The sequence below is a fragment of the Leclercia sp. GHBNCSD genome, assembly GCF_055805075.1.
Window position 1 is genome coordinate 3,556,675 of record NZ_JBQVYO010000001.1, and the last position, 24,550, is coordinate 3,581,224.

Consider the following 24,550-nt stretch of genomic DNA (forward strand, 5'->3'; position numbering starts at 1 on the left):
GGTATACACAGATGAAGAAAAACTCCCTCACGAGGGCGTGTTTACTCGCGCTCTCGCTGATGATGGGGAGCGGTGCGGCGTACGCGAAAACGCCGCCCGATCAGCTCATCATCGGTATGAATATGAACAACCTGCTGACCCTCGATCCGGCCGCGATGACCGGCAACGAGGTGGTGGGCATTGTGGTCAATCTCTACGATTCGCTGGTGGAACTGGATCCTAACACGCTCACCAACGTCAAACCGGCGCTGGCGAAATCATGGGATATCTCGCCGGACGGCAAAACCCTGACCTTCCACCTGCGCGATAACGTCACCTTCCACTCCGGTAACCCGCTGACCGCCGAAGACGTGGTGTGGTCCATGCGCCGCCTGCTGCACCTCAACCTCGCTCAGGCCTCGGTATGGAAATCTTACGGTTTCAGTAAGAAGAACATCGACCAGCAGATTAAGGCCCTGGATGACTACACCGTGCAGCTCACCTTGCCTAAGGCCAACGATCCACAGCTGGTGATTTACTCCCTGGGGGCGCTGGGCAACCTTGGCGTGCTGGACCGCAAAACGGTGCTCAGCCACGAGGTGAACAACGACTGGGGCAACCGCTGGCTCACCACCAACGAAGCCGGATCCGGGCCGTTTATGCTGGAGACCTGGCAGGCAAAAGATGTGCTGCGCATGCAGCGCAATCCGCACTACTGGCGCGAAGAGCCGAATATGAACCGCGTGGTGTTGCGCCACTTCCAGGAGTCGCAAACCCTGCGCCTGATGGTGGAGAAAGGGGATCTGGATATCGCCAGCAACATGGCGGTGGCTGACATCAACGCCCTGCGCAAGGATCCGCAGCTCACTGTCGAAGCCGTGCAAAAGGGCACGGTCTACTACGTGGCGATGAGCATGAAGGAGAAACACTTCGCCAACCCGAAAGTGCGCGAGGCGGTGCGCTATCTCATTGACTATCAGGGTATCAACAAGGCGCTGATGCCGGGCTATGGCGTACTACACCAGCGGCCCATCAAAGCGGGAATGCCGTCGACGCTGCCTGATCCGGGCTACAAACTCGATATCCCGCGCGCCAGAAAGCTGCTGGCGGAGGCGGGCTATCCGGAAGGTTTTGACACCACCCTGCGGGTGCTGGCGGATCAGCCGTTCCTCAATATCGCCATCGCCGTACAGTCCACCCTGATGCAGGCGGGTATCAACGCCAAAATCATTACCGGCACCGGGAATCAGATCTACGGCGCGATGCGCGAGCGTAAGTTCGACATGCTGGTGGGGCGCGGCGGCAGCGGCGTGGAGCCGCACCCGCACTCCAGCCTGCGCGCGCTGGTCTATAACCCGGACAACAGCGATGAAGCCCGGTTGACTAACTTCCAGGGCTGGCGCACCAGTTTTTACGACAAAACGCTAAACGAGATGATCGATAAAGCGCTGCTGGAGCGCGATCCGCAAAAACAGATCGCCGACTATCAGCAGATTCAGGTGCGTTACGACCAGCTGATCCCGGCGCTGATCCCGCTCTCCCAGATGGTCGATTCGGTGGTGGTGCGTAACGAAGTCAAAAACTTCCAGTCGCATCCCTCCGCCACCACCTTCCTGCGGGAAGTCTACAAAACTGGAGGTGAAAAATGAGTGTTGCGATCCTCGCCCCAGGCTCCCGCACCCGGCGTTTTTCAAAACGCCTGACCCAGGTACTGGTGACCCTGTTCGGCCTGCTGGTGCTGACCTTTTTCATTGGCCGCGTCATGCCGGTCGACCCGGTGCTGGCCATTGTCGGCCCGGATGCGGACCACAGCACCTATCAGCAGGTCTATCAACAGCTGGGCTTCGATAAATCCCTGCTGACCCAGTTCGGGATCTACCTCAATAACCTGCTGCACGGCGATTTTGGCAATGCCCTGCTGACCGGCAAACCGGTGCTGGATGATATTCTGCGCGTCTTCCCGGCCACCCTGGAGCTGGCAACCATGGCGATTATTGTCGGCGCCGGTTTAGGGATCCCGCTTGGGGTGCTGGCGGCCGCGCGCCGTAACAGCGTCTCGGATTATGTGGTACGCATCATCAGCCTGGCCGGGTACTCCACGCCAATCTTCTGGGTGGGAATGATGGGGCTGCTGCTGTTCTACGCCTGGCTTGGCTGGGTAGGGGGCGCCGGACGGCTGGATTTAGGGCTGGATGGCCTGGTGCCGCGTCGCACCGGACTGATGACCGTCGATGCCCTGCTGGCGGGTAATAGCGCGGTCTTCTGGAACGCCATTAACCATCTGGTGCTGCCCGCCTCGCTGCTGGGCTTCCACTCCCTGGCTTACATTAGCCGCATGACCCGCAGCTTTATGCTGGCCCAGCTGTCGCAGGAGTTCATTATCACCGCCCGGGTAAAAGGCTTAACCGAGCGCCAGGTGATCTGGAACCATGCGTTTCGCAACATCCTCGTGCAGCTGCTGACGGTGGTGGCGCTGGCCTACGGCTCATTGCTGGAAGGGGCGGTGCTGATTGAAACCGTCTTCTCCTGGCCGGGCTTTGGCTCCTATCTCACCGGCAGCCTGCTGCTGGGGGATATGAATGCGGTGATGGGCTGCGTGCTGCTGGTGGGGATGATCTTCGTGATGCTCAATCTGCTCTCCGACATGCTGTATCAACTCTTTGACCCGAGGACGAAATCATGACCGTTTCTCTGGATACACCGCTGCGCGCTTCCCGCAGCGAAGGGCGCCAGCGTCTGGCGCGGATGGCCCGCCGCACCTTTGGGTTTGCCGGGCAGATGGCGCGTAACCCGCTGACGGCCATTGGCGGCGGCATTATTCTGCTGCTGTTGATCGTGGCGGCCTTCGCGCCCTGGATCGCCCCGTACAACCCGCTGGTGCAGGATCTCAACAACGCCCTGGTGGCGCCGAACGCGCAGCACTGGTTCGGCACTGACGAATTTGGCCGGGATATCTTCAGCCGCCTGGTCTACGGCTCGCGCATCACGCTCTATATCGTACTGCTGGTGTCGGTCACCGTTGGCCCGCTGGGGCTGCTGCTGGGTGTTACCGCCGGCTACTTTGGCGGCAAGGTGGATGCGGTCCTGATGCGCGTCACCGATATCTTTATCTCTTTCCCGAGCCTGGTGCTGGCGCTGGCGTTTGTCGCAGCGCTCGGCCCGGGGCTGGAACATGTGGTGATCGCCATTACGCTCACCGCCTGGCCGCCGATAGCCCGACTGGCTCGCGCTGAAACCCTGTCGTTACGCCATGCCGACTTTATCTCCGCCGTGCGTCTGCAGGGGGCCTCCCCGGTACGGGTGCTGTGGCGCCACATCGTGCCGCTGTGCCTGCCGTCGGTGATTATCCGTATCACCATGAATATGGCCGGGATCATCCTGACCGCTGCCGGGCTGGGCTTCCTCGGCCTTGGCGCGCAGCCGCCGGAGCCGGAGTGGGGGGCGATGATCTCCAGCGGCCGCACCTACATGATGGAGTGCTGGTGGGTGGTGACAATTCCGGGGCTGGCGATCCTGATTAACAGCCTGGCGTTCAACTTCTTAGGAGATGGCTTACGTGACATCCTCGATCCTCGCAGCGCCTGATGCGCCGCTGCTCGACGTGCGCGATCTGCACGTCGATTTTATCAACGGACGCGCGGTCACCCACGCGGTGCGCGGCGTCTCCTTTCAGCTCGGGCGCGAGAAGCTGGCGATTGTCGGTGAGTCGGGCTCCGGGAAATCCACCGTCGGGCGGGCGCTGCTGCGCCTGCACCCGGCAAAGGCGCAGATCACTGCCACCCGAATGCAGTTTGGCGATGTCGATTTACGCAGGGTCAGCGAGGCGCAGATGCGCGGCATCCGCGGCAAGCGCATCTCGATGATCATGCAGGATCCGAAGTACTCCCTGAACCCGGTGGTCTGCGTTGGGGATCAGATTGCTGAGGCCTGGCTGACTCATCATCCTGGGCGTAAGGCCGAGGCGAAATCCAAAGTGCTGGAGATGCTCGATGTAGTGCGCATTCGGCAGCCGGAGCGGGTCTATCAACTCTATCCGCATGAGATCTCCGGCGGGCAGGGGCAGCGCATCATGATCGCCATGATGCTGATCACCGACCCGGAGCTGGTGATTGCCGATGAGCCGACGTCAGCGCTGGACGTCTCGGTGCGGCTACAGGTGCTGGGCCTGCTGGACGATTTAGTCCAGTCCCGCGGGCTGGGGCTGATCTTTATCAGTCACGATATCAACCTGGTGCGCAGCTTCTGTGACCGGGTGCTGGTGATGTACGCCGGGCGGGTGGTGGAGTCCATCGCCGCCCACGATCTGCACAACGCGAAGCACCCCTACACGCAGGGGTTGATCAATGCCCTGCCTGAGATGAATCACCGCCGTCCGGTGCTGCCGGTGTTGCAGCGCCAGGCCAGCTGGCTGACCGAATAAGGAGCGAAGATGATCGAGGTAAAAAACCTGAATCTGGCTTTTGGTGAAGGGGAAAAACGCAGCCAGGTTCTGTACGACGTCAATATCAGCGTGCAGCCAGGGGAGATTTATGGCCTGGTAGGGGAATCGGGTTCCGGTAAAACCACGGTGTTAAAGTGCCTGGCAGGATTATTCACCCACTGGGAGGGGGCGCTGGCGATTAACGGCCAGGCGCTGGAGCGGCGCATCAGCCCGCAACGCTGCCGTCTGGTGCAGATGGTATTTCAGGATCCGTACGGTTCGCTGCACCCCCGGCACACCATCGGCGATATTCTGGAAGAGCCGCTGCAAATTCACGGCATTAACGACCGGGAGCGACGTATTCACGGCTTACTGGACAAGGTTGGTCTCAATCGCGCTTTCCGCGACCGCTACCCGCATCAGCTCTCCGGCGGCCAGCGCCAGCGCGTGGCCATTGCCAGGGCACTGATCCTGGAGCCGCAGGTGCTGTTGCTGGATGAACCTACCTCAGCGCTGGACGTCTCGGTACAGGCAGAAATCTTAAACCTGCTGGCGGAACTGCAGCGCGAGTCGAAACTCACCTACCTGATGGTGACCCATGACCTGGGGGTGATCGCCCATCTCTGCCAGAAGGTGGCGGTGATGCAGTACGGCAAAATTCTGGAAACGCTGACAGTGGATGACCTGGTGGCGGGGCAGGCAAAAACCGATTACACCCGAATGCTGGTCAGCGCCAGCCAGCAGTACAGCCGCGAGATGGCGAGGGAGGTGGCGGTCTATTAGTGCGGTCTGTTTGCCGGGTGGCGGCTTCGCCTTACCCGGCCTACAAAACCCGTAGACCTGCGCAAGCGCAGCGCCGCCGGGCAACTCAGCGCAGAAGCGGACAGTCCGGCGGCAACCGACAATTGAGCGCCCCCGGCAAAAGGGCGATGTGGAAGTGGTCTCCGCTCAACGGCTCGCCATCCAGGTTAAAGGTCATGCCGTGCGGCGCCTGAATTTCGAACCACGCCGACTCGCCATCCACAAGATGCGGGCTCTCTTCCGCTTTGGTCAGAGTAGTGAACAGGGCAGGCAGCAGCTCATCGCCAGTGATGATACGCACCCCGAGCAGCCCGTCATTGATCAGCGCCTCCGGGCAAAGCTGCTGACCGCCGCCTGCCTGACGGCCATTGCCGATGCCAATCACCAGGGCGTTACCCTGCCAGTGGAAGTTCTCGCCGCGGATTTCGCACAGATCGGGTTTCAGGGTATCTAATCGCGCCAGACCATGGATCAGGTACGAGACCCCACCCAATGCCGCTTTCAGTTTTTCCGGGGTTTCGCTGGTAATACGGGTGCCAAATCCCCCCGTCGCCATATTGATAAAGCAGGTTTTGTCGTTGACCCGGGCAATATCTACCGCCGTGGCTTTTCCGGCGATAGCCAACTGCAGGGCTTTATCGAGCGCCTCCGGGATGCCTGCGCTGGTGGCAAAGTCGTTCGCTGTGCCGAGGGGCAGTATACCCAGCGCGGGACGGTGATCGCCCTGCAGATTAATTAATGCGGACGCCACCTCGTTAATGGTGCCATCACCACCGCCCGCAATGACCGTCTCGACGCCAAGCGTGCGGGCTTCATTGATATAGCGTGCCGCGTCGCCTTTTTCCCAGGTGACGCGCACGTGGATTTGAACGCCTTCGTCGCGTAACAGTGTAACCGCCTCGCGCAAAAGATCGTTGCCCGCGCTTTTACCATTGAGAATTAATAAACTTGCCGGATAGGTCGCCATCCACGTTGCTCCTGTGCTGATCTTCAAGAAGTGTATCGCAGCGCGGAGAAAAGCGGGTAAGAAGAGGACGAAAGGCGAAAAATTAAATGAGTGGCGATCCTAAGTTTGCGCCACTCGGTCAGGATATTAAGACGTTATCGCGCCATAGGGACATAATGCAAAGACGCAGTCGCGACGATGCATACAGCGGGTGATCAGCGCCCCCTCATTGCCAGGGCAGCCGGAACTTTTCAGAAATGATGACCAAAGCGTGGGGTTATAAGGGAATGTACGAAGAATGTTTAGTGCTCTGATTTTACCGTCGATAACAATACCGAAGGGACTTGTCACAAGGACCGAGCCGACGCTGATAAAATAATCTCCCTTGTACCAGATTATCAGCCTGAGATTTTTAACGGTGAGTACATGTATAAAAATTGTTCCAGTACGAGGGCAAACCATCCTTTTTTCAACCACCCAGTACATATTTCCTCCTTCTCCTTAAGTGAAATTTCCTTCATAAGAAGAATAGCATCAGACATGTTTATGAATAACCTGACTTTAATAAATTGATAAATTAAGTCACTTCCCGGCGAAAAAAGAAAGAAATTTACGTTAAGGGCGGGCTTTGAGGTCGTTACGATACTGGGTAGAAAAAAGAAGGGGTTTTTAGACAAAAAAATTAGCCTGCGTAAGGGAGATTACTCAGGCTAAGGAGGTGGTTCCTGGTACAGCTAGCATTTATGGGTTATGTTTTTCAGCGTTGGCAATAATACCCTCATCAAACGCAGCGGTATGTGATCGAATTCTAAGAATCATCTCATACCAAAAAATAACCCGCTTTCATTACTTAACGTGCGGCGCTTGGGTATTTTCGCCGTTAAAATTACGCATCAGTAACGCATAATCCAGGGCAATCTCTTCCGGGACCGGCAGCCAGACGGTATGTCCATCTCCCGGTGCGACGGTGACCGACTCGCCTTTGCCATTCACCATATGCTCCAGGGTAAAGTTGATATTGCCCTGCGGGGTCATCAACTCCAGGCTGTTGCCTACGAGGAACTTGTTTTTAACCGCCACCGCCGCAAGGTTGCCCTTGCGCTCGCCGGTGAACTCGCCGACAAACTGCTGGCGTTCAGAAACCGAGTGGCCATATTCATAGTTCTGGTAATCGTCATGGGTATGGCGTCGCAGGAAGCCTTCGGTATAACCGCGGTGCGCCAGCCCTTCCAGCGTTTGCAACAGGGTACTGTCGAACGGTTTACCTGCAGCCGCATCGTCAATCGCCTGGCGATAAACCTGGGCGGTACGCGCGCAGTAGTAATAGGACTTGGTGCGGCCTTCGATTTTAAGGGAGTGCACACCCATCTGGGTGAGGCGCTCCACGTGGGCAATGGCACGCAGATCTTTGGAGTTCATAATATAGGTGCCGTGCTCGTCTTCGAACGCGGTCATGTATTCACCCGGGCGCTGGGCCTCTTCAATCATAAACACGCTGTCGGTCGGAGCCCCGATACCCAGCGTCGGTTCAATATTTTGCACCGGAATAGGCTCGTGCTTATGCACGATATTGCCTACCTCATCCTGCTTACCTTCCTGAACGTTATACTCCCAGCGGCAGGCGTTGGTACAGGTGCCCTGGTTCGGGTCACGCTTGTTGATATACCCGGAGAGCAGGCAGCGGCCAGAGTAGGCCATGCACAACGCGCCGTGAACGAATATCTCCAGCTCCATGTCTGGCACCTGGGTGCGGATCTCTTCGATCTCTTCCAGCGACAGCTCGCGGGACAATATCACGCGGGTCAGCCCCATCTGCTTCCAGAATTTCACCGTCGCCCAGTTTACGGCGTTGGCCTGTACCGAGAGATGAATGTCCATCTCCGGGAAGTGCTCCCGCACCAGCATGATCAAACCCGGGTCCGACATGATCAACGCGTCTGGCCCCATCTCCACCACCGGCTTCAGGTCACGGATAAACGTTTTCAGCTTGGCGTTATGCGGCGCGATGTTGACCACCACGTAGAATTTTTTACCCTGCGCGTGGGCTTCGTTGATGCCGAGCTGCAGATTCTCATGGTTAAATTCATTATTACGCACGCGCAGGGAGTAGCGCGGCTGGCCCGCATAAACGGCATCGGCGCCGTAGGCGAAAGCGTAACGCATATTTTTCAGCGTTCCCGCCGGGGAGAGGAGTTCCGGTTTAAACATGTTCGTTCTCGTTCTGATGACAGGTCAGATGCGCGCACAAGGTGGGCGCCGGGAGGAGATCCCATACATTAAGGGCGGGCATTGTAGCGCTGCGGGAAGGGGAGGTAAACCATTGAGTGAGTAAACGCCGACGGCAGGACAGTACCGTCGGCATCAGCTCAGGCGTGGGGAATCAGAGGTCGTCCTGGGTGTGATCGACAATGATTTCCAGGGTCTTACGAATGACATCGGCACGGACAACGTCGCGCGTCGATTCAATTTCGCGGATCAAACGTAAAATAATCGCTTTGTTAGTCAGCGGTTCCTTCGCATCCAGAATGGCACCCGTTACAGTCTGAAGCAGCGCCCACTCTTCGGCCAGCAAACCGCCAGCACTGCGAAAGTAGTTGGACAATGCAGCATTGGGCAGTTCGTCGTAAAAATCATTATTCTGGAGCATAGCCTGGCTCATAGTGTCACACCGGTTCAGTTATATAAGTTAATTATGCAGTTAATGCTTATTTCTGTTGGCTTGCGGGCTATTGCCAAACAGAGGATAGACATTGCTGCTGCTGTGTCGACCATCCGTGTCCCACGCCTGTTGTTCACTTTGGTTATTACGCCGGGCGCTCCCTTTTCCATCATTGGAAATTTCCAGAATAATTTGGGAAAGCGCATTCCGGCGCTGCCCGTCCTGCTCTACCGATAACATCTGCTGCAGCCTCTCCAGCAACAGCTTCATGCTGATGGGGCCATTATCTTTCAGTAAAGAAAACGTGGCTTCGCCAATAAGTTCATCAGTCAGTCGTTCATGGTCACTTCTGTTCATAACTACGTCTCTGTCGCCGCATCTTCCTGCCAGGAGAGAAGCGGCATAAAGTCAGTCTGTGGCGACAGTATAAAAAAACTGTTGCAAAGAAAAAACTGACTCAAAAAACAAGGTAATCAGCTGCTGTGGCGTATCGCTTAACGTTCAAACAGCAGGCCAACCAGAGTTTGATATCGGCTCTCCTCTTCCCGATCCGACGCCTGTTCCATGCGGTGAAGAAGACGGGTACAAATCGCCTTTCGGTTAAGGATTTTTCCTTCCCGTAGAATTTCAACCACAATTTGACCCAGCGTCTCCTGCTGGGAGGGCTGGTTTGCTTTGTTAAAGTACTGGGCAATGGCATTGGCTGTGTTCGGTGTGTACCCGTTCTCGCGCATATGTCACTCCTGAATTCCGCTGTATTTAAATGGTTAATATCTTGTTAACTGGTAAATACTGTACATACTAATTGTACAAGTTAACAAATATATTTTGATCAATACGTGCTAAGTGTTTCTATTCAACATCTTAAAAAATATAAATTGTGTAAAACAGTCTAAAAAGATTGTACATTGTCGACGATTTTCGTCATTAAGGCGGGTACAGGTGACGGGCTATTTTCCCGTCTGGGCAGGCTGCCAAGACGTGCAGCCAACCATCTGATACTGTGGACTTTCATTCACCTCCTCTTATTGGAAACCCGATGCTCACTACCATCATTTACCGTAGTCATTTTCGTGACGACGTACCGGTTACCGTGCTGGAAGACATGGTTGTTGCAGCGAATGTAAAAAACAGAGAGGCCGGCGTAAGCGGCATTCTCCTGTTTACCGGCAAGCTCTTTTTTCAGCTGCTCGAAGGACCTGAGGAGAAGGTAAGAGCCATTTACCGCGCGATCTGTGAAGACCCGCGTCACCACAACGTGGTGGAACTGTTGTGCGATTACTCCCGCGCCCGACGCTTCGGCAAGTACGGCATGGAACTCTTCGATCTGCGCCACTATGACCGTCACGAGGTGATGCAAAACGTGCTGGATAAGGGCACCACAAAGTACCAGATGACCTACAACGACAGGGCGCTGCAGTTCTTCAGAACCTTCGTCGAGGAGAGTGAGAAAGAGAACTACTTTGAGCTGCCGTCAGGGGATCACTGGGTATTTGTCCCGGATAATGACGCTCCCAGCGTACGCGCGCTGCAGGGGCGTTTAAGCAATACGTGCAACTTCGCGTTCCAGCCGATTATCGACCCGCTGGCCCGTGAAATTGTCTCCTTCGAAGCCCTGATCCGCACCCCGGACGGGGAGTCTGCCCAGCACTGGTTTGAGGGGCTCGAAGGGGATGCTGTCTACGAAGCTGACCTCAAAAGCAAGAGCGTTGCTTTCGCGATGGCAAGCGAGTTGGGGCTGGGGGAACAGAGCCTGTCAGTGAACCTTTTACCGATGACGCTGGTCAATGTTCCCAATGCGGTCAACTATCTGCTCCAGGAGATAGAAGCCAACGGGCTGGTAGCCGAGCAGATTGTGGTAGAGTTTACCGAGCACGAGGTTATCTCCCGTCTGGACGAGTTCACCGGCGCGGTACGTGAGCTAAAAGCCGCAGGTATCGGCGTGGCGATCGATCACTTCGGTGGCGGGTTTGCCGGCTTATTGCTGCTGGCGCAGTTCCAGCCAGACAGAATTAAGATCAACCGGGACCTGATCCGCGACGTGCACAAGAGTGGTCCAAGGCAGGCGATTGTGCTCGCCATCATCAAATGTTGTACAGCTTTGGAAATATTGATCTCCGCGGTGGGCATTGAGCAGCCAGAAGAGTGGATGTGGCTCGAATCTGCCGGCGTTTCGCAGTTCCAGGGGCACCTGTTTGCCCACCCTGAACTGGCCGGCATCCCGCCAGTTTCGTGGCCTGAGCCGCGCGAGGAAGTCGTGCGCTAACCTTCGCCGGGCAGTGTTACAATTCTGTTGTACAATATAACGAGTTGTACAGCCCGGCGAGATTCGTTACCTTGAACAATGAATATATCGATCAGTCATGAGGAATCGATGGCCTTTTACAGTATTGGCGATGTGGCAGAACGTTGCGGCATCAACCCCGTCACCCTGCGTGCATGGCAGCGTCGGTATGGCCTGCTAAAACCGCAGCGCAGTGAAGGCGGACATCGACAATTTGATGATGACGACCTCCAGCGCATTGAGGAGATCAAGCGCTGGATTGAGCGTGGCGTACCGGTTGGTAAGGTAAAAGCCCTGCTTGACGGGGATAAAGCCCCCGAGCAGGGAGACTGGCGCGTGCTGCGGGAAGAGATGATTGCCACCCTGAGGCAGGTCAACCCGGCAAAATCCCGCGCGCAGATCGCGATTTTCTGTCAGCACCACTCCGTGGATGCGCTGGTAGACCATGTATTTATTCCCGTGCGGGCCACTCTCCGTCTCGATCACGCCACCGCGCGGGCGATGGGCAGCCTGCTGGACGGTATTCTGATCGAGCAGGCGGTCACCAGCCTGACGGAGTCGCGTGCGAAAGCAGGCAGGGATGCGTTACTGATAGGCTGGGGTATTGAGGACCGAACCCGCCTGTGGCTGGAAGCGTGGCGCCTTTCGCATCGGGGCTGGCGCATCAACGTATTTGCTGAACCTCTGGCGTTACCCCATCCGGAGTTCTTCCCGGGCCAACATATTCTCGTCTGGGCAGGCGAGACATTATCAGACGAACAGCGCCAGCAGCTGGAGCACTGGCAAAATCAGGGGTATGTCATTACGGCACACGGGGCGGCTGACGCCGTCTGATGCCATTACCCGCCGCAGCGGGTAACGTTCTCTCTTATCACCCGCCAATCCGGCACGCATCCGCTTCCCAGCGATACCCCACGCCATACACTGCGCGAATAAACGACTGGTCGGCATCCAGCGCTTCAAGCTTGCGGCGCAGATTTTTGATATGGCTGTCGATGGTGCGGTCCGTCACCACCCGGTAATCGTCATACAGGTGGTTCAGCAGCTGCTCGCGGGAGAACACCTTCCCCGGCTCATGGGAGAGGGTTTTCAGCAGACGAAATTCCGCCGGGGTGAGATCCAGTAACTTACTGCGCCAGCTTGCCTGAAAACGACCTTCATCAATGATGAGTGGGCTTTCGGCATCCAGCACCTGCAACTCACGCTGCGGTTTACAGCGGCGCAGAATGGTTTTCACCCGGGCCACCACTTCGCGCGGGCTGTAGGGTTTGCAGATGTAATCGTCGGCACCGATCTCAAGACCTAACAGGCGGTCAATCTCTTCAATTTTGGCGGTGACCATCACAATCGGCACTTCAGAGAAGCGGCGGATTTCGCGGCACAGGGTCAGGCCGTCGGTGCCCGGCAGCATCAGGTCAAGCAGGATCAGATCCGGCGGGGTCTGGCGTACATATGGCAGGACCTGATCGCCGTGGCTGATAAGCGACGGAGCGTAGCTCGCCGCCCGCAGATAGTCGATTAATAACTGCCCAAGCTTAGGCTCGTCCTCCACAATCAGAATGCGGGGTGTGTTTTCGTCAATGGGTAACTCAGTCATGCTTCTCTCGATAAATCGCGTTCCAGCGGTAGCTCTACTGTAATGCTAACCCCGCCAAAAGGCGAATGGGCGGCGCGGAGGGTGCCGCCGTGGGCTTCAACGATGTTGACGCAGATCGCCAGTCCCAGGCCGGAGCCGCCGCTGGCACGATTGCGGGAGCCTTCGGTGCGGTAAAAACGCTCAAACAGCTTGTTGAGCTGGTCGTCCGTGACGCCAGGGGCGGTATCGGCGAAGGTCAGCGTAAAGCGCTGCTCTTCGCACTTGCCGGCGATCCGCAGCGCGCCGCCCGCGTCGGTATAGCGCAGGCTGTTTTCCAGCAGGTTGTTAAACAGCTGCATCAGCCGGTCGCGATCGCCAAACACTACGGCGTTTTCCGGTAGCGAGAGCTCAATGCGCAGGTCGCGGCTGGCAAAGCGTTCCCGAAAGGCGCCGCTGGCGACTTCCAGAATGTTGATCACATCCACCGGCGCTTTCTGGTAGGCCAGCGCCCCTTCGTCGGACATCGACAGCTGATGCAGATCCTCTACCAGTTTAGTGAGGGTGCCCACTTCCGCCTGTAAAGAGGCGACCGATTCTGGGGTGAACTTACGCACGCCATCCTGGATCGCCTCCAGTTCGCCGCGCAGCACCGCCAGCGGGGTGCGTAGCTCGTGGGAAATATCCGCCATAAAATCCCGGCGCATCTGCTGGTTTTTCTCCAGGGTACTGGCGAGCTGGTTGAAGTCCTGCGCCAGCTTGCCCAGTTCGTCCTGGCTGCGGGTATCGACGCGGGTGGAAAAATTCCCCGCAGCCAGCTGGTGGGTGCCGTCCACCAGCCGTTTAACCGGGGCCAGCAGGCCGCGCGCCAGCGGAAAGGTCGCCAGCGCCGCCAGCAGGGTGGAGAGCGCCACTATCAGCCAGCTGGTCTGGCGCTGCTGTCGATCAAAATTGATGTCGGTATTGCGCGTCAGCCGCTCGACCGGGGAGGCGATCACCCAGCCCACGGCCGCGCCGTTGACGGTGATGGCCCGCTTCGTGCCGTCCGGCGGCACCGGAGCCCGCGGGCCGACCAGCACGCGCATCTCCTGGTCGATCACCCAGAACTGGGTGCGCCAGCCGTGGGGCGGCATGCCGGGTCCGGGACGATCGCTGTCGGTGTCGTGCTCCAGCGAGCGCAGGATCTGAAAGACAAAGCGGTCGTTGTTGCGTAAAAAGCGCCAGTTGCCGTGGAGAGCGTACTGCTCGGCCAGGGCATCGCTCAGGCCCTGCAGACGCTGCTCGTTACCGTGTTTGATGTAGTCAATAAAGCCGCGCTCAAAGCTGACCCGCACCGCCCAGTGCATGGTGATCAGCAGGACCATACAGGTGGCGAAAATGGCCAGAAACAGCTTGCCGGTGATACCCGGTCGCCAGAACTTCATCTTTCACTCCTTTTGCGCCGCCTGATGACGACATTCTTGCTGGTATCATCCGGAACCCGGGCGAAAATAAAGGCTGGCAGGGCGATAATCAGCGCCATGCTCAGGTAGGTGTAGAGGAATACCTGATGGACGACGGCACTGTCGGCGGTGAGCTGATGCTGCCCGTACAAGCCCAGCAGCAGCCCGGCAATCGTCACGCCCACGCTCATCGACAGCTGCATGATCATCGACAGCAGGCTGTTGCCGCTGCTCGCCTGCTCATCGGGCAGATCTTTCAGCGTCAGGGTATTCATGGAGGAGAAGCGGATGGAGTTGATCATCCCCTGGCAGAACAGCACCAGCGGCAGAACGTAGTACCAGCCCAGCAGCGCAACGCCCATAAACAGCAGGCTCACCAGCGCCAGCCCCAGGGTGGAGGCGACCAGCACCCGGCGATAACCGAAGTAGTTCACCACCTGCACGACAATGCGCTTCATCCCCATGCTGCCGAGCACCATCGGGATCATCATCAGCCCGGCGTGAAACGGCGAAAAGCCGAGGCCAATCTGCAAAAAGACCGGGGTCATAAACGGCAGCATGCCGCTGCCGATGCGTCCGGCCAGGCTGCCGAGCAGCCCCAGCCGGTAGGTGGTGTTCTTAAACAGCGTCAGGCTGAACAGCGCCCGGTCATTGCCCCGGGCGTGCCACAGATACCAGAGAATCGACACCACGCCGATGGCCACCAGTCCGGCGAGGGCCAGGGAGGAGATCCCGAGCCCCTTTTGCCCATCCAGCGCCAGGGTCAGGGTCGCCATCCCCGCCGCCAGCAGGAAAAAGCCACCCAGATCGAAACGCCGGGTCTGCATTTTGTAGTTCGGCATCAACATCAGGGTGGAAATCGCCCCGATAATCCCCACCGGCAGGTTAATCAGGAAGATCCAGTGCCAGGAGGCGTACTCCACCAGAACACCGCCCAGCGCCGGGCCCAGCAACGGCCCCACCTGGCCGGGGAGGGTCACGAAGGTCATCGCCGCCATGTACTGCTCGCGCGGGACGATCTTCATCACCGTCAGCCTGCCTACCGGCACCATCATCGCGCCGCCGACGCCCTGCAACACCCGGGCCATCACCAGCTCGTTGAGCGTCTCCGCCCGGGCGCAGAACAGGGAGCCTGCGGTAAAAAGCACGATGGCGGTAAAGAAGATATTGCGCACCCCCACTTTGTCCGCCAGCCAGCCGCTGGCGGGGAGCATCACCGCCACCGTCAGCACATAGGCGACAATCACCATATGCATATGCAGCGGGCTCTCCCCAAGGCTTTTCGCCATTGAGGGGAGGGCGGTGTTGACGATAGTCGTATCCAGCGACTGCATAAAGAAGCCGAAGGCGACAATCCACAGCTGCCAGCGAACGTTCGCGGGGAGATCCGTCATTAGCCTGTTACCGTCTCTTTCTGTTTACGTGAAAAACGCACCCGTAAGCGATCAAAGAACAGATAGACCACCGGGGTGGTATAGAGCGTCAGCAGCTGGCTCATCACCAGCCCGCCAACAATGGTGATCCCCAGCGGCTGGCGCAGCTCCGCGCCATCCCCGCTGGAAATTACCAGCGGCAGAGCGCCGAACAGCGCCGCCAGGGTGGTCATCATAATCGGGCGAAAACGCAGCAGACAGGCCTGGAAGATCGCCTCCTGCGGCGTCATGTTGCCGTTGCGCTGTGCCTCCAGGGCAAAGTCGACCATCATGATGGCGTTTTTCTTCACGATGCCGATTAACAGCATAATACCGATCAACGCGATCAGGCTGAACGGGGCGCCAAACAGCTCCAGCGCCAGCAATGCGCCCACGCCCGCCGAGGGCAGGGTGGAGAGGATCGTCAGCGGATGAATATAGCTCTCATACAGCACCCCAAGCACGATATAGACCGTGGCGATCGCCGCCAGAATCAGGATCACCTGTGAGTTCATGGTCTCCTGGAACACCTGGGCGGTACCGGCAAAGCTGCCACGCACGGTGGACGGTACCCCAAGCTGGGTCATGGCGCGGTTGATGGCGTCGCTCGCTTCCGAGAGGGATTTCCCGGTCGGCAGGTTAAACGACACGGTCGAGGCCGCCGACAGCCCCTGATGGTTGACCGACAGCGGCGCATTAGCGGGCTGCCAGCGGGCGAAATAGGAGAGCGGGATCGCCTTACCGTCGTTATTAATCACAAACATCTTATCCAGAGCGCTGATATCCTGCGTATAGCGGGGATCGACCTCCATCACCACCTTGTACTGGTTCATCGGCTGATAGATGGTGGAGATCTGCCGCTGGCCAAAGGCGTTGTTCAGCAGGCTGTTGGCGGCGCTGACGTCAATCCCCAGCCGCGACATGGTTTCGCGATCGTAGGTCAGGGCCATCTCCGCGCCGTTGTCCTGCTGGTCGGAGTTAACGTCCGCCAGCTCCGGCAGCGCTGCCAGCGCTTTGCGGATCTTCGGCTCCCACTCTCTGAGGGCGGCAAGATCGTCTGACAGCAGGGTGTACTGGTAGCTGGCATTCGACTGGCGCCCGCCCACGCGGATATCCTGCACCGCCACCAGGAACATATTTGCTCCCGGCTCTTTCGAAAGCGCGCCCCTGAGGCGGTCGATCACCTGCTGCGCAGTTTCGTTACGCTCGTCACGGGGCTTGAGGGTGATAAACATCATCCCGCTGTTGACCCGCGAGCCGCCGGTAAAGCCGGTGACGTTATCCACGGCTTTGTCTTCGCGGATGATCTTCATGAAATCCTGCAATTTGCCGCGCATCGCCTGGAAGGAGATGCTCTGGTCGGCCTGAATTCCCCCCATCAGCACCCCCGTGTCCTGCTCCGGGAAGAAAGTTTTTGGAATGGTGATATACATCCAGACGTTGAGGGCGATAGTGCCGATCAGCACCAGCCCGACGATCCGGGTGTGGTTCAGCACCCACTTCAGCGATTTACCGTAGCCTGACTGCAACGCCATCAGCATCCGACCAAAGCCCCGATTGCGCGGCTGCGACGTCGGCGGGCTGCGTTTCAGCATCCAGCCGCACATCATCGGCGTGAGCGTCAGCGACACCAGCAGCGATATACCGATCGCCACCGACAGCGTGACCGCAAACTCACGCAGCAGACGCCCCGGCAGTCCGTCCATCAGCAGCAGGGGCAGGAACACCGCCACCAGGGAGAGACTCATGGAGAGCACCGTAAAGCCCACCTCACGCGAGCCTTGCAACGCCGCCTGCAGCGGTTTCATCCCCGCTTCGAGGTGGCGGGAGATGTTCTCCAGCACCACGATGGCGTCATCCACCACAAAGCCGGTGGCGATGGTCAGGGCCATCAGAGACAAATTGTTGAGGCTAAAGCCGCACAGGTACATGGCGGCGAAGGTGCCAATCAGCGACACCGGGACCGCCACCGCCGGGATCAGCGTCGCCCGCCCGGAGCGCAGGAAGAGAAATACCACCAGGATCACCAGCGCCACCGAGATAATCAGCGTTTGCTCTACCTCTTCGAGCGAGGCACGAATGGTGGGGGAGCGATCCTGGGCAATCTGCAGATCGATGGCCGCCGGAATGGTCTCCTGCAGCTCCGGCAGACGGGCGCGGATGCTGTTCACCGTCTCAATAATGTTGGCTTCCGGCAGTTTGCGGATCATCAGCAAAATGGCGGGCTTAGCGTTGGTCATCCCGGCGTTGCGCACGTCCTGCACCGAGTCGGTGACGCTTGCCACGTCGCTTAAGCGCACCGCCGCGCCGTTATTGTAGTGGATGATTAAGGGCTGATATTCCTCCGCGGTCTTCAGCTCGTCGTTGGTCTGGATCTGCCAGCGGCGGCTGCCATCCTCCACCGACCCTTGCGGCCTGCGCACGTTGGCGTTGCTGATGGCGCTGCGCACGTCATCCAGCGAGACGCCCTGGTTAAAGAGCGCCTGCGGGTTCAGCCCCACGCGCACCGCGGGCAGGGAGCTACCGCCGACGTCCACATCGCCCACGCCCTCGATCTGGGCGATGGTCTGCGCCAGCTGGGTGGAGGCGAAGTCGTACAGCTGCCCCTGGGAGTAGGTGTCCGAGGTGAGCGTCAGGATCATAATCGGCGCATCGGACGGATTGGCTTTGCGGTAGGTCGGACGGCTCGGCATGCCGCTCGGGAGCAGGCTTTGCGCGGCGTTGATCGCCGCCTGCACATCGCGCGCCGCGCCGTTGATGTCGCGGTTAAAGTTAAACTCCAGAATGATGCGCGTACTGCCGAGCGAGCTGCTGGAGGTCATCTCGTTGACCCCGGCGATGCGCCCGAGCGAGCGCTCCAGCGGCGTTGCCACCGACGAGGCCATCGTTTCCGGGGAGGCGCCGGGGAGCGAGGCGCTGACCATGATCACCGGGAAATCCACCTGCGGCAGCGGGGCCACCGGCAGTAGCCGGAAGCCGAGCACACCGCAGAGGGTGATGGCGAGGGAGATTAAAATCGTCGCCACCGGGCGGTAAATGAAGAGGGCGAAAAACTTCACTTACGCCTCCTCTTCTTCACGTTTCGGGAAGCGGCTTTTGCTCCACAGGGCCAGGCGGTCAAAGAGCAGGTAGATCACCGGCGTGGTAAACAGGGTTAATACCTGGCTCACCAGCAGACCGCCCACCATGCCAATCCCCAACGGACGGCGCAGTTCGGCCCCGACCCCGGTGCTGAGCATCAGCGGCAGGGCACCGAGCAGCGCCGCGAGGGTGGTCATCAGGATCGGACGGAAACGCAGCAGGCAGGCCTGATAGATCGCCTCCCGCGGCGGCATGCCCTGCTCGCGCTCGGCGGCGAGGGCAAAGTCGATCATCATGATGGCGTTCTTCTTGACGATGCCGATCAGCAGGATAATGCCGATGATGGCAATCACATCCAGCTCGTTGCCCGCCAGCATCAGCGCCAGCAACGCACCCACACCCGCGGTGGGCAGGGTCGAGAGGATGGTGATGGGATGAATAAAGCTCTCATAGAGCACCCCCAGCACGATGTACATCGCCACTACCGCGGCCACGATCAGCCAGATGGTGCTCCCGAGCGCCGCCTGGAACGCCAGCGTACTGCCCTGGAAGTGGGTCTGGATATCGGTCGGGAAGCTGAGACGTTTTTCCGTATCGGTAATGGCCTGAATCGCTTCGCCCAGCGAGTAGTCGTCCGGCACGTTAAACGAGATGGTGGTGGAGGGGAACTGATCCAGATGGTTCACCGCCAGCGGCGTAAAGCGCTCTTCCACTTTGGCAATTGCATTCAGGGGCACAATCCCGCCCTCTTTGCTGGTCAGGCGCACCGAATCCAGTCCTGCCAGCCCCGGCGTCTGCCGGGTATCGTGCTCCAGCACCACCCGGTACTGGTTAGCCTGGGTATAGATGGTGGAGATCAGGCGCTGGCCGAAGGCGTTGTACAGGGCGTTATCCACATCCGCCATGCTAATGCCCAGCCGGCTGGCGCTGTCGCGATCGACGTTGATATAGGCCGCCAGGCCTTTGTCTTGCCAGTCGCTGCTGACGTCCGAGAGCTGCGGCAGCTGCTGGAGCTCATCCACCAGCTGTGGCACCCAGGTGCTGAGCGCATCAAGGCTGGTGGCCTGCAGGGTGAACTGGTACTGGGTGCGGCTCACCGTGGTGTCAATGGTCAGATCCTGAGTCGGCTGCAGGTAGAGTTCCACGCCAGGCACCTTCGCCACTGCATTTTGCAGTCGGTCGATCACGGTGTTCACCCGGTCATCACGATCGTCCAGCGGCTTGAGGTTGATCTGCAGGCGGGCGCTGTTGAGGGACGGGTTGGTGCCATCGACGCCGACAAAAGCGGTCAGGCTCTCTACCGCCGGATCTTTCATGATCGCTTCTGAGACCGCCTGCTGGCGCTGGGCCATGCTGGCGAACGACACCGACTGCGGGGCCTGCAACGTGCCCTGAATAATGCCGTTATCCTGGATCGGGAAGAAGCCTTTCGGGATCATCACCCACAGCAGCACGCTCAGGGCCAGGGTGCCGAGCGCCACGCCGAGGGTCGCCCACGGATGGTTCAGCACTTTGGCCAGCAGGCGTCCGTAAGCGGCAATAATCCGCTCGAACATCCGCTCCGAGGCGCGGGAGAAACGGTTCTGCTTACGCAGAGATTCATGGCTCAGCATGCGGGCGCACATCATCGGCGTCAGGGTGAGCGACACCACCGCTGAGATTAAAATCGCCACCGCCAGCGTCACCGCAAACTCCCGGAACAGACGCCCGACGATATCGCCCATAAACAGCAGCGGGATCAGCACCGCAATTAACGAGAAGGTGAGGGAGATAATGGTGAAGCCGATCTCACCGGCCCCCTTCAGCGCCGCCGCCAGCGGTTTTTCGCCTTTTTCGATATAGCGGGAGATGTTCTCGATTACCACGATAGCGTCATCCACCACAAAGCCGGTGGCGATGGTCAGGGCCATCAGCGTCAGGTTATTGATCGAGAAGTCGAGGAACACCATAACGGCGAAAGTGCCCACCAGTGACAGGGGCACCGCCACCGCCGGAATAATGGTCGCCGGAACGTTGCGCAGGAACAGGTAGATGATCATCACCACCAGCGCAATCGCCAGCATCAGTTCAAACTGGGTATCGCTCACCGACGCGCGAATGTTGGTGGTGCGATCCGACAGCACCTTAACGCTCACCGATTTTGGCAGACTATCGATAAGGGTGGGCAGCATCGCACGAATGCTGTCGGCGGTATCGATGATATTCGCCCCCGGCTGGCGCTGGACGTTCATCACAATCGCCTGCTGTTTGTTGGCCCACGCCCCGAGCCAGCTGTTTTCTGCCCCCTGCTCGACGGTCGCCACGTCGCCAAGCCGGATCGCCGCCCCGTTCTGGTAGGCGACAATCAGCTGGCGATACTCATCCGCGGACTGCATTTGGTCGTTGGCGGAGAGGGTCACCGCCCGGGTTGGACCATCGAGCGAGCCTTTCGCCGAGTTAACGTTGGCGTTAGTGATGGCGGTGCGGATGGTTTCGCTGGTCAACCCCAGGGAGGCGATCGCCTGGGCGTTGAGCTTCACGCGAACCGCCGGACGCTGGCCGCCGGAGAGGGTCACCAGCCCGACGCCGGAGACCTGGGAGATCTTCTGCGCCACGCGGGTTTCCACCATATCCTCCACCTGGGTCATCGGCATGGCAGAGGAGGTGACGGCGAGGGTCATGATCGGCGGATCCGCCGGGTTCACCTTGCTGTAGACCGGCGGGTTAGGCAGGTCGGACGGCAGCAGGTTGGTGGCAGCGTTGATGGCGGCCTGCACCTCCTGCTCGGCGACATCCAGCGACAGGCTGAGCTGGAACTGTAACGTCACCACCGACGCGCCGCCGGAGCTTTGGGAGGACATCTGCTTCAGGCCCGACATCTGCCCAAACTGGCGCTCCAGCGGGGCGGTGATGGCGGAAGTGACGACATCCGGGCTGGCGCCGGGGTAGAGCGTCACCACCTGAATGGTGGGGTAATCCACTTCCGGCAGGGCGGAGACCGGCAGGAAGCGGTAGCCAATAATCCCCGCCAGCAGGATCGCCACCATCAGCAGGGTGGTGGCGACAGGGCGCAGGATAAACAGACGCGACGGCCCGCCTGTAGCGCTCGGGGGCATCACCTGCATCAGGCGTTCTCTCCCTGTTTTTTAGCTTCGCGTTTGCCAGGATCGGCAGGGGTGTCGGCGTGAGCTTCCACTACCTCCACTTTTGCCCCTTCGGTCAGACGGTCGATGCCGTCGGTCACCACGCGGTCGCCTGCCGACAGCCCGGCGGCAATGACCACGCTCTGGCTGTCCTGAATGCCCGGTTTCACCAGGTGCTTGCTGACCTTGTTGTCGCTGTTCAGCACCCAGACGAAGTTGCCTTCGTTACCCATCTGCAACGCTGCCGTTGGGATCACCACCGCATTCTCTTCGGTAGCGACCAGCATGCGGGCGTTAACAAACTGGTTCGGGAACAGGGCGTCGTCCTGATTGTTAAACCGTGCTTTCAGCTTGATGGTGCCGGTGGTGGTGTCGATCTGGTTATCGAGGCTCAGCAGGGTGCCGTCGCTGAGCTTCTGCTTGTTGGCGCGATCCCAGGCCTCCACGGTTAAGCTTTTACCAGCTTTCTGCGCCTGGATAATGGTGGCGATATCGCTCTCCGGCAGGGTAAACACCAGATCGATAGGGTGGGTCTGGGTGAGCACCACGATCCCGGTGGTATCGCCGCTGGAGATCTGGTTGCCGATATCCACCTGTTTTAATCCCACGCGTCCGTCGATAGGGGCGGTGATGCGGCTCCAGTCGAGCTGGAGCTGCGCGCTGGCGACGGCGGCCTGGTCTGCCTTAATGGTCCCCATGCTTTCGCTCACCAGCGCCTGCTGGGCGTCGAGCTCCTGGCGGGAGACGAGGTTGGTTTTCACCAGCTGCTGATAACGGGCCAGATCCCGGCGGGCATTAGCGAGGGTGGCCTGATCTTTGGCCAGCTGTCCCTGGGCCTGGGCCAGCGCAACCTTGAACTGGCTGGGATCGACTTCGGCCAGCAGATCGCCAGCCTTCACCTGTTGTCCTTCCTGGAAGTGCAGGGCGATAAGTTGCCCGTCGACGCGGCTGCGCACGGTGACGGTGTTGGCGGCGGTAATGGTGCCGAGCCCGGAGAGATAACGCGGCACGGATTTACTGACTGCGGTGGCGGCCTGAACCGGCGCCAGAGCGCCGCCGCGCATGCCGTGACGTCCACCGCCTGCCGGGCGCTGCGCCTGGCTGGATGCACCGGCAGGAGCCGAAGCGTGTTGATGCCAGTACCACGCGGCGGCAAGGGCCACCACAATGATGCCAGCGGCGATTACCCAGCGGGATTTATTGCGGCCTTTCATCGTTATATGTTCTCGTCCTGAAACAGTGCGGAAAATAATACTAGTTTAGTGAGGCAATTGAGCGGAAAAATGGAGGAAATATGAAAGACTGTCGGGAATTGTCCGAATGGCGCGGGGCAAGGCCGGTGCGGTCTGCATGCCGGGTGGTGGCTGCGCCTTACCCGGCCTACGGGTTGGATGCGGTCTGCGTGCCGGGTAAGGCGTAGCCGCCCGGCATTTCCAGCCTAGCTGAAGACCACCTGCGCCCAGCGCGCCAGCCCGGCGGTGACAGAGCCAAAATCATCACCCCCGGCAATCGGGATGCCCGGCAACTGCTGCGCCAGGGCTTTTTTGATCAGCGGCGAACGGGCGCTGCCGCCGGTCAGGTAGATCACGTCCGGCTTCTCATTGCCGTTATCCAGCGCCAACTGCACCTGCTCGAGGATGCGCTGTAACGGATGCGCCAGCGCCGCCTCCAGCCCCTGCTGGCTGATGGCCGTCGCCAGCTCATCGCTGATGAACGGCAGCGTTACGGCGTGTTCTGCGGCCTCGGAGAGGGCAATTTTGCTCTCTTCCGCGCTGCGTACCACCCGGTAGCTCAGACGTTGACGCCACACTTTATGCAACAGCGCCACTTTGTCGCCATCCTGAGCGTCGCGGATCAGATCGTTAAGAAAACGGCCATTGGCGACACTGTAGAATTCGCTTTGCGCCGGCACATCGTTGATCGCCACGGCGTTCCACCACGGCAGGATCGGAAGCGCGGTGCCTTTTTCTGTCTGCCCGCCCATGCCGAGCAGCGGCATCAGGCTCTTAAAGGCCAGGGCGATGTCCAGGTCATTACCGCCAATACGACAGCCGCTGTGCCCCAGCAGGCTGTTCTCGCGATCCCGGCGCTGATGCCACTGCGGGCCCATCAGCAGCAGCGAGCAGTCGGTGGTTCCGCCGCCGATATCCACGACAAGTACCCGTTTTTCGCTCTCAAGCGTCGCCTCAAAATCGAGACCGGCAGCGACTGGCTCATACTGGAATACCACATCGCGGAAACCGGCACGCTGCGCGGCGCGTTCCAGAATCCCCTGCGCCTGCTGATTCGCGTCATCGCCGCCCAGCCCCTGGAAGTTAATCGGCCGGCCAATCACCGCCTGGGTGATCGTATCCGTCAGCTGAGTCTGGGCCTGCTGGCGAATATGCAGCATCATGGCGCAGACCAGATCTTCAAACAGCGCCACCTGCTGCGGCTTCAGGCCGCTGGCGCCGAGGAAAGATTTTGGCGACTTCACAAAGTAGACCTCTTCCGGATCCTCAATGTAGTGACCCAGGGAAGAGAGGCCAAACTGTACGCTGGCCGGGGTGACGTCGATATCTTCTTCGCGGTTAAAGCTCACAGCCCGACGCAGCAGCGCCTGGGTTTCCGTGCCGGTAGCCGGTACCTGATGATGGCGGTACAGCCACTCGCTCACCGCCTCGCGGGTCGGCGCGCAGAGCATCGACGGCAACAGCGTGCTGTTATTTTCCATTTTCAGCAGCTGCGGCTGCCCGTTTTGCATCACCGCAACTGAACAGTTGGCGGTGCCATAGTCAAATCCGATAAACACTTCAGCGTCCCCATGCCATTGAGAAGGGGCGAGACTGTAG

20 protein-coding genes are annotated in these 24,550 nt (G+C 59.3%); 7 read left to right on the plus strand and 13 right to left on the minus strand.

Translation table 11 applies throughout. The features are described 5' to 3' along the window. Positions 1–11: 11 nt before the first annotated feature. The 5 genes from ACT3IC_RS16970 to ACT3IC_RS16990 are packed head-to-tail and all read left to right on the plus strand — an operon-like array spanning position 12 to position 5,182. Complete coding sequence (locus ACT3IC_RS16970; RefSeq protein WP_103180252.1) at positions 12–1,628, plus strand: ABC transporter substrate-binding protein; 1,617 nt, start codon at positions 12–14, stop codon at positions 1,626–1,628. Further along, positions 1,625–2,662, plus strand: a complete 1,038-nt coding sequence (locus ACT3IC_RS16975) for an ABC transporter permease (protein WP_103180251.1) — start codon at positions 1,625–1,627, stop codon at positions 2,660–2,662. The genes ACT3IC_RS16970 and ACT3IC_RS16975 overlap by 4 nt, the downstream gene beginning before the upstream one ends. Then, positions 2,659–3,564 carry an ABC transporter permease gene (locus tag ACT3IC_RS16980; protein WP_473478280.1) on the plus strand — a complete coding sequence of 302 codons (906 nt, stop codon included), beginning with the start codon at positions 2,659–2,661 and terminating at the stop codon, positions 3,562–3,564. The genes ACT3IC_RS16975 and ACT3IC_RS16980 overlap by 4 nt, the downstream gene beginning before the upstream one ends. After that, positions 3,536–4,399 carry an ABC transporter ATP-binding protein gene (locus tag ACT3IC_RS16985; protein ID WP_263950431.1) on the plus strand — a complete coding sequence of 288 codons (864 nt, stop codon included), beginning with the start codon at positions 3,536–3,538 and terminating at the stop codon, positions 4,397–4,399. The genes ACT3IC_RS16980 and ACT3IC_RS16985 overlap by 29 nt, the downstream gene beginning before the upstream one ends. Before the next feature lie 9 nt (positions 4,400–4,408). After that, on the plus strand, positions 4,409–5,182 hold the full coding sequence (locus ACT3IC_RS16990) for an ABC transporter ATP-binding protein (RefSeq protein ID WP_103180249.1): 774 nt from the start codon (positions 4,409–4,411) through the stop codon (positions 5,180–5,182). Positions 5,183–5,267: 85 nt separating this feature from the next. On the opposite strand, the gene yegS is transcribed toward ACT3IC_RS16990, so the two are convergent. From yegS to ycgZ, 6 genes are all read right to left on the minus strand, one after another. Further along, positions 5,268–6,167 (minus strand): lipid kinase YegS, encoded by a 900-nt coding sequence (gene yegS / locus ACT3IC_RS16995; protein WP_159339571.1) that lies wholly within the window; start codon positions 6,165–6,167, stop codon positions 5,268–5,270. 126 nt (positions 6,168–6,293) lie between these two features. After that, positions 6,294–6,632 carry an anti-adapter protein iraM gene (locus tag ACT3IC_RS17000; RefSeq protein ID WP_158251032.1) on the minus strand — a complete coding sequence of 113 codons (339 nt, stop codon included), beginning with the start codon at positions 6,630–6,632 and terminating at the stop codon, positions 6,294–6,296. A gap of 360 nt (positions 6,633–6,992) precedes the next feature. Further along, complete coding sequence (trhP, locus tag ACT3IC_RS17005) at positions 6,993–8,354, minus strand: prephenate-dependent tRNA uridine(34) hydroxylase TrhP (protein WP_103180245.1); 1,362 nt, start codon at positions 8,352–8,354, stop codon at positions 6,993–6,995. Positions 8,355–8,526: 172 nt separating this feature from the next. After that, positions 8,527–8,805 (minus strand): biofilm development regulator YmgB/AriR family protein, encoded by a 279-nt coding sequence (locus ACT3IC_RS17010; protein WP_103180244.1) that lies wholly within the window; start codon positions 8,803–8,805, stop codon positions 8,527–8,529. A 39-nt stretch (positions 8,806–8,844) separates the two neighbouring features. Next, a complete protein-coding gene (locus ACT3IC_RS17015; protein ID WP_156654881.1) occupies positions 8,845–9,162 on the minus strand; it encodes a hypothetical protein in 318 nt (105 codons plus the stop codon). A gap of 137 nt (positions 9,163–9,299) precedes the next feature. Then, a complete protein-coding gene (ycgZ, locus tag ACT3IC_RS17020) occupies positions 9,300–9,539 on the minus strand; it encodes a regulatory protein YcgZ (RefSeq protein ID WP_103180242.1) in 240 nt (79 codons plus the stop codon). Positions 9,540–9,844: 305 nt separating this feature from the next. Here ycgZ and ACT3IC_RS17025 point away from each other — a divergent pair, with 305 nt between their 5' ends. Next, positions 9,845–11,071: a diguanylate phosphodiesterase gene (locus ACT3IC_RS17025; protein ID WP_103180241.1), complete on the plus strand. Its 1,227-nt coding sequence runs from the start codon at positions 9,845–9,847 to the stop codon at positions 11,069–11,071. Positions 11,072–11,179: 108 nt separating this feature from the next. Continuing rightward, positions 11,180–11,923 carry a MerR family transcriptional regulator gene (locus ACT3IC_RS17030; protein ID WP_420193345.1) on the plus strand — a complete coding sequence of 248 codons (744 nt, stop codon included), beginning with the start codon at positions 11,180–11,182 and terminating at the stop codon, positions 11,921–11,923. 37 nt (positions 11,924–11,960) lie between these two features. Here ACT3IC_RS17030 and baeR read toward each other — a convergent pair whose 3' ends face one another. The 7 genes from baeR to yegD all read right to left on the minus strand — a co-directional run bounded on the left by baeR (position 11,961) and on the right by yegD (position 24,510). Next, the gene (gene baeR, locus ACT3IC_RS17035) at positions 11,961–12,686 is read right to left on the minus strand and encodes an envelope stress response regulator BaeR (protein WP_103180239.1); all 726 of its coding nucleotides are present in this window, start codon (positions 12,684–12,686) and stop codon (positions 11,961–11,963) included. After that, complete coding sequence (gene baeS / locus ACT3IC_RS17040) at positions 12,683–14,086, minus strand: envelope stress sensor histidine kinase BaeS (protein ID WP_103180238.1); 1,404 nt, start codon at positions 14,084–14,086, stop codon at positions 12,683–12,685. The genes baeR and baeS overlap by 4 nt, the downstream gene beginning before the upstream one ends. After that, positions 14,083–15,498 (minus strand): MFS transporter, encoded by a 1,416-nt coding sequence (gene mdtD, locus ACT3IC_RS17045; protein WP_156654879.1) that lies wholly within the window; start codon positions 15,496–15,498, stop codon positions 14,083–14,085. Before mdtD ends, baeS begins: the two co-directional genes overlap by 4 nt. After that, positions 15,498–18,575 (minus strand): multidrug efflux RND transporter permease subunit MdtC, encoded by a 3,078-nt coding sequence (mdtC, locus tag ACT3IC_RS17050; RefSeq protein ID WP_420193344.1) that lies wholly within the window; start codon positions 18,573–18,575, stop codon positions 15,498–15,500. The genes mdtD and mdtC overlap by 1 nt, the downstream gene beginning before the upstream one ends. Next, positions 18,576–21,701, minus strand: coding sequence for an MdtB/MuxB family multidrug efflux RND transporter permease subunit (locus tag ACT3IC_RS17055; RefSeq protein WP_473478289.1), 3,126 nt, complete (start codon positions 21,699–21,701; stop codon positions 18,576–18,578). It abuts the gene before it with no gap. After that, on the minus strand, positions 21,701–22,933 hold the full coding sequence (locus ACT3IC_RS17060) for an MdtA/MuxA family multidrug efflux RND transporter periplasmic adaptor subunit (RefSeq protein WP_473478292.1): 1,233 nt from the start codon (positions 22,931–22,933) through the stop codon (positions 21,701–21,703). The genes ACT3IC_RS17055 and ACT3IC_RS17060 overlap by 1 nt, the downstream gene beginning before the upstream one ends. A 224-nt stretch (positions 22,934–23,157) precedes the next feature. Continuing rightward, on the minus strand, positions 23,158–24,510 hold the full coding sequence (gene yegD / locus ACT3IC_RS17065; RefSeq protein WP_103180233.1) for a molecular chaperone: 1,353 nt from the start codon (positions 24,508–24,510) through the stop codon (positions 23,158–23,160). Between the last annotated feature and the right edge of the window lie 40 nt (positions 24,511–24,550).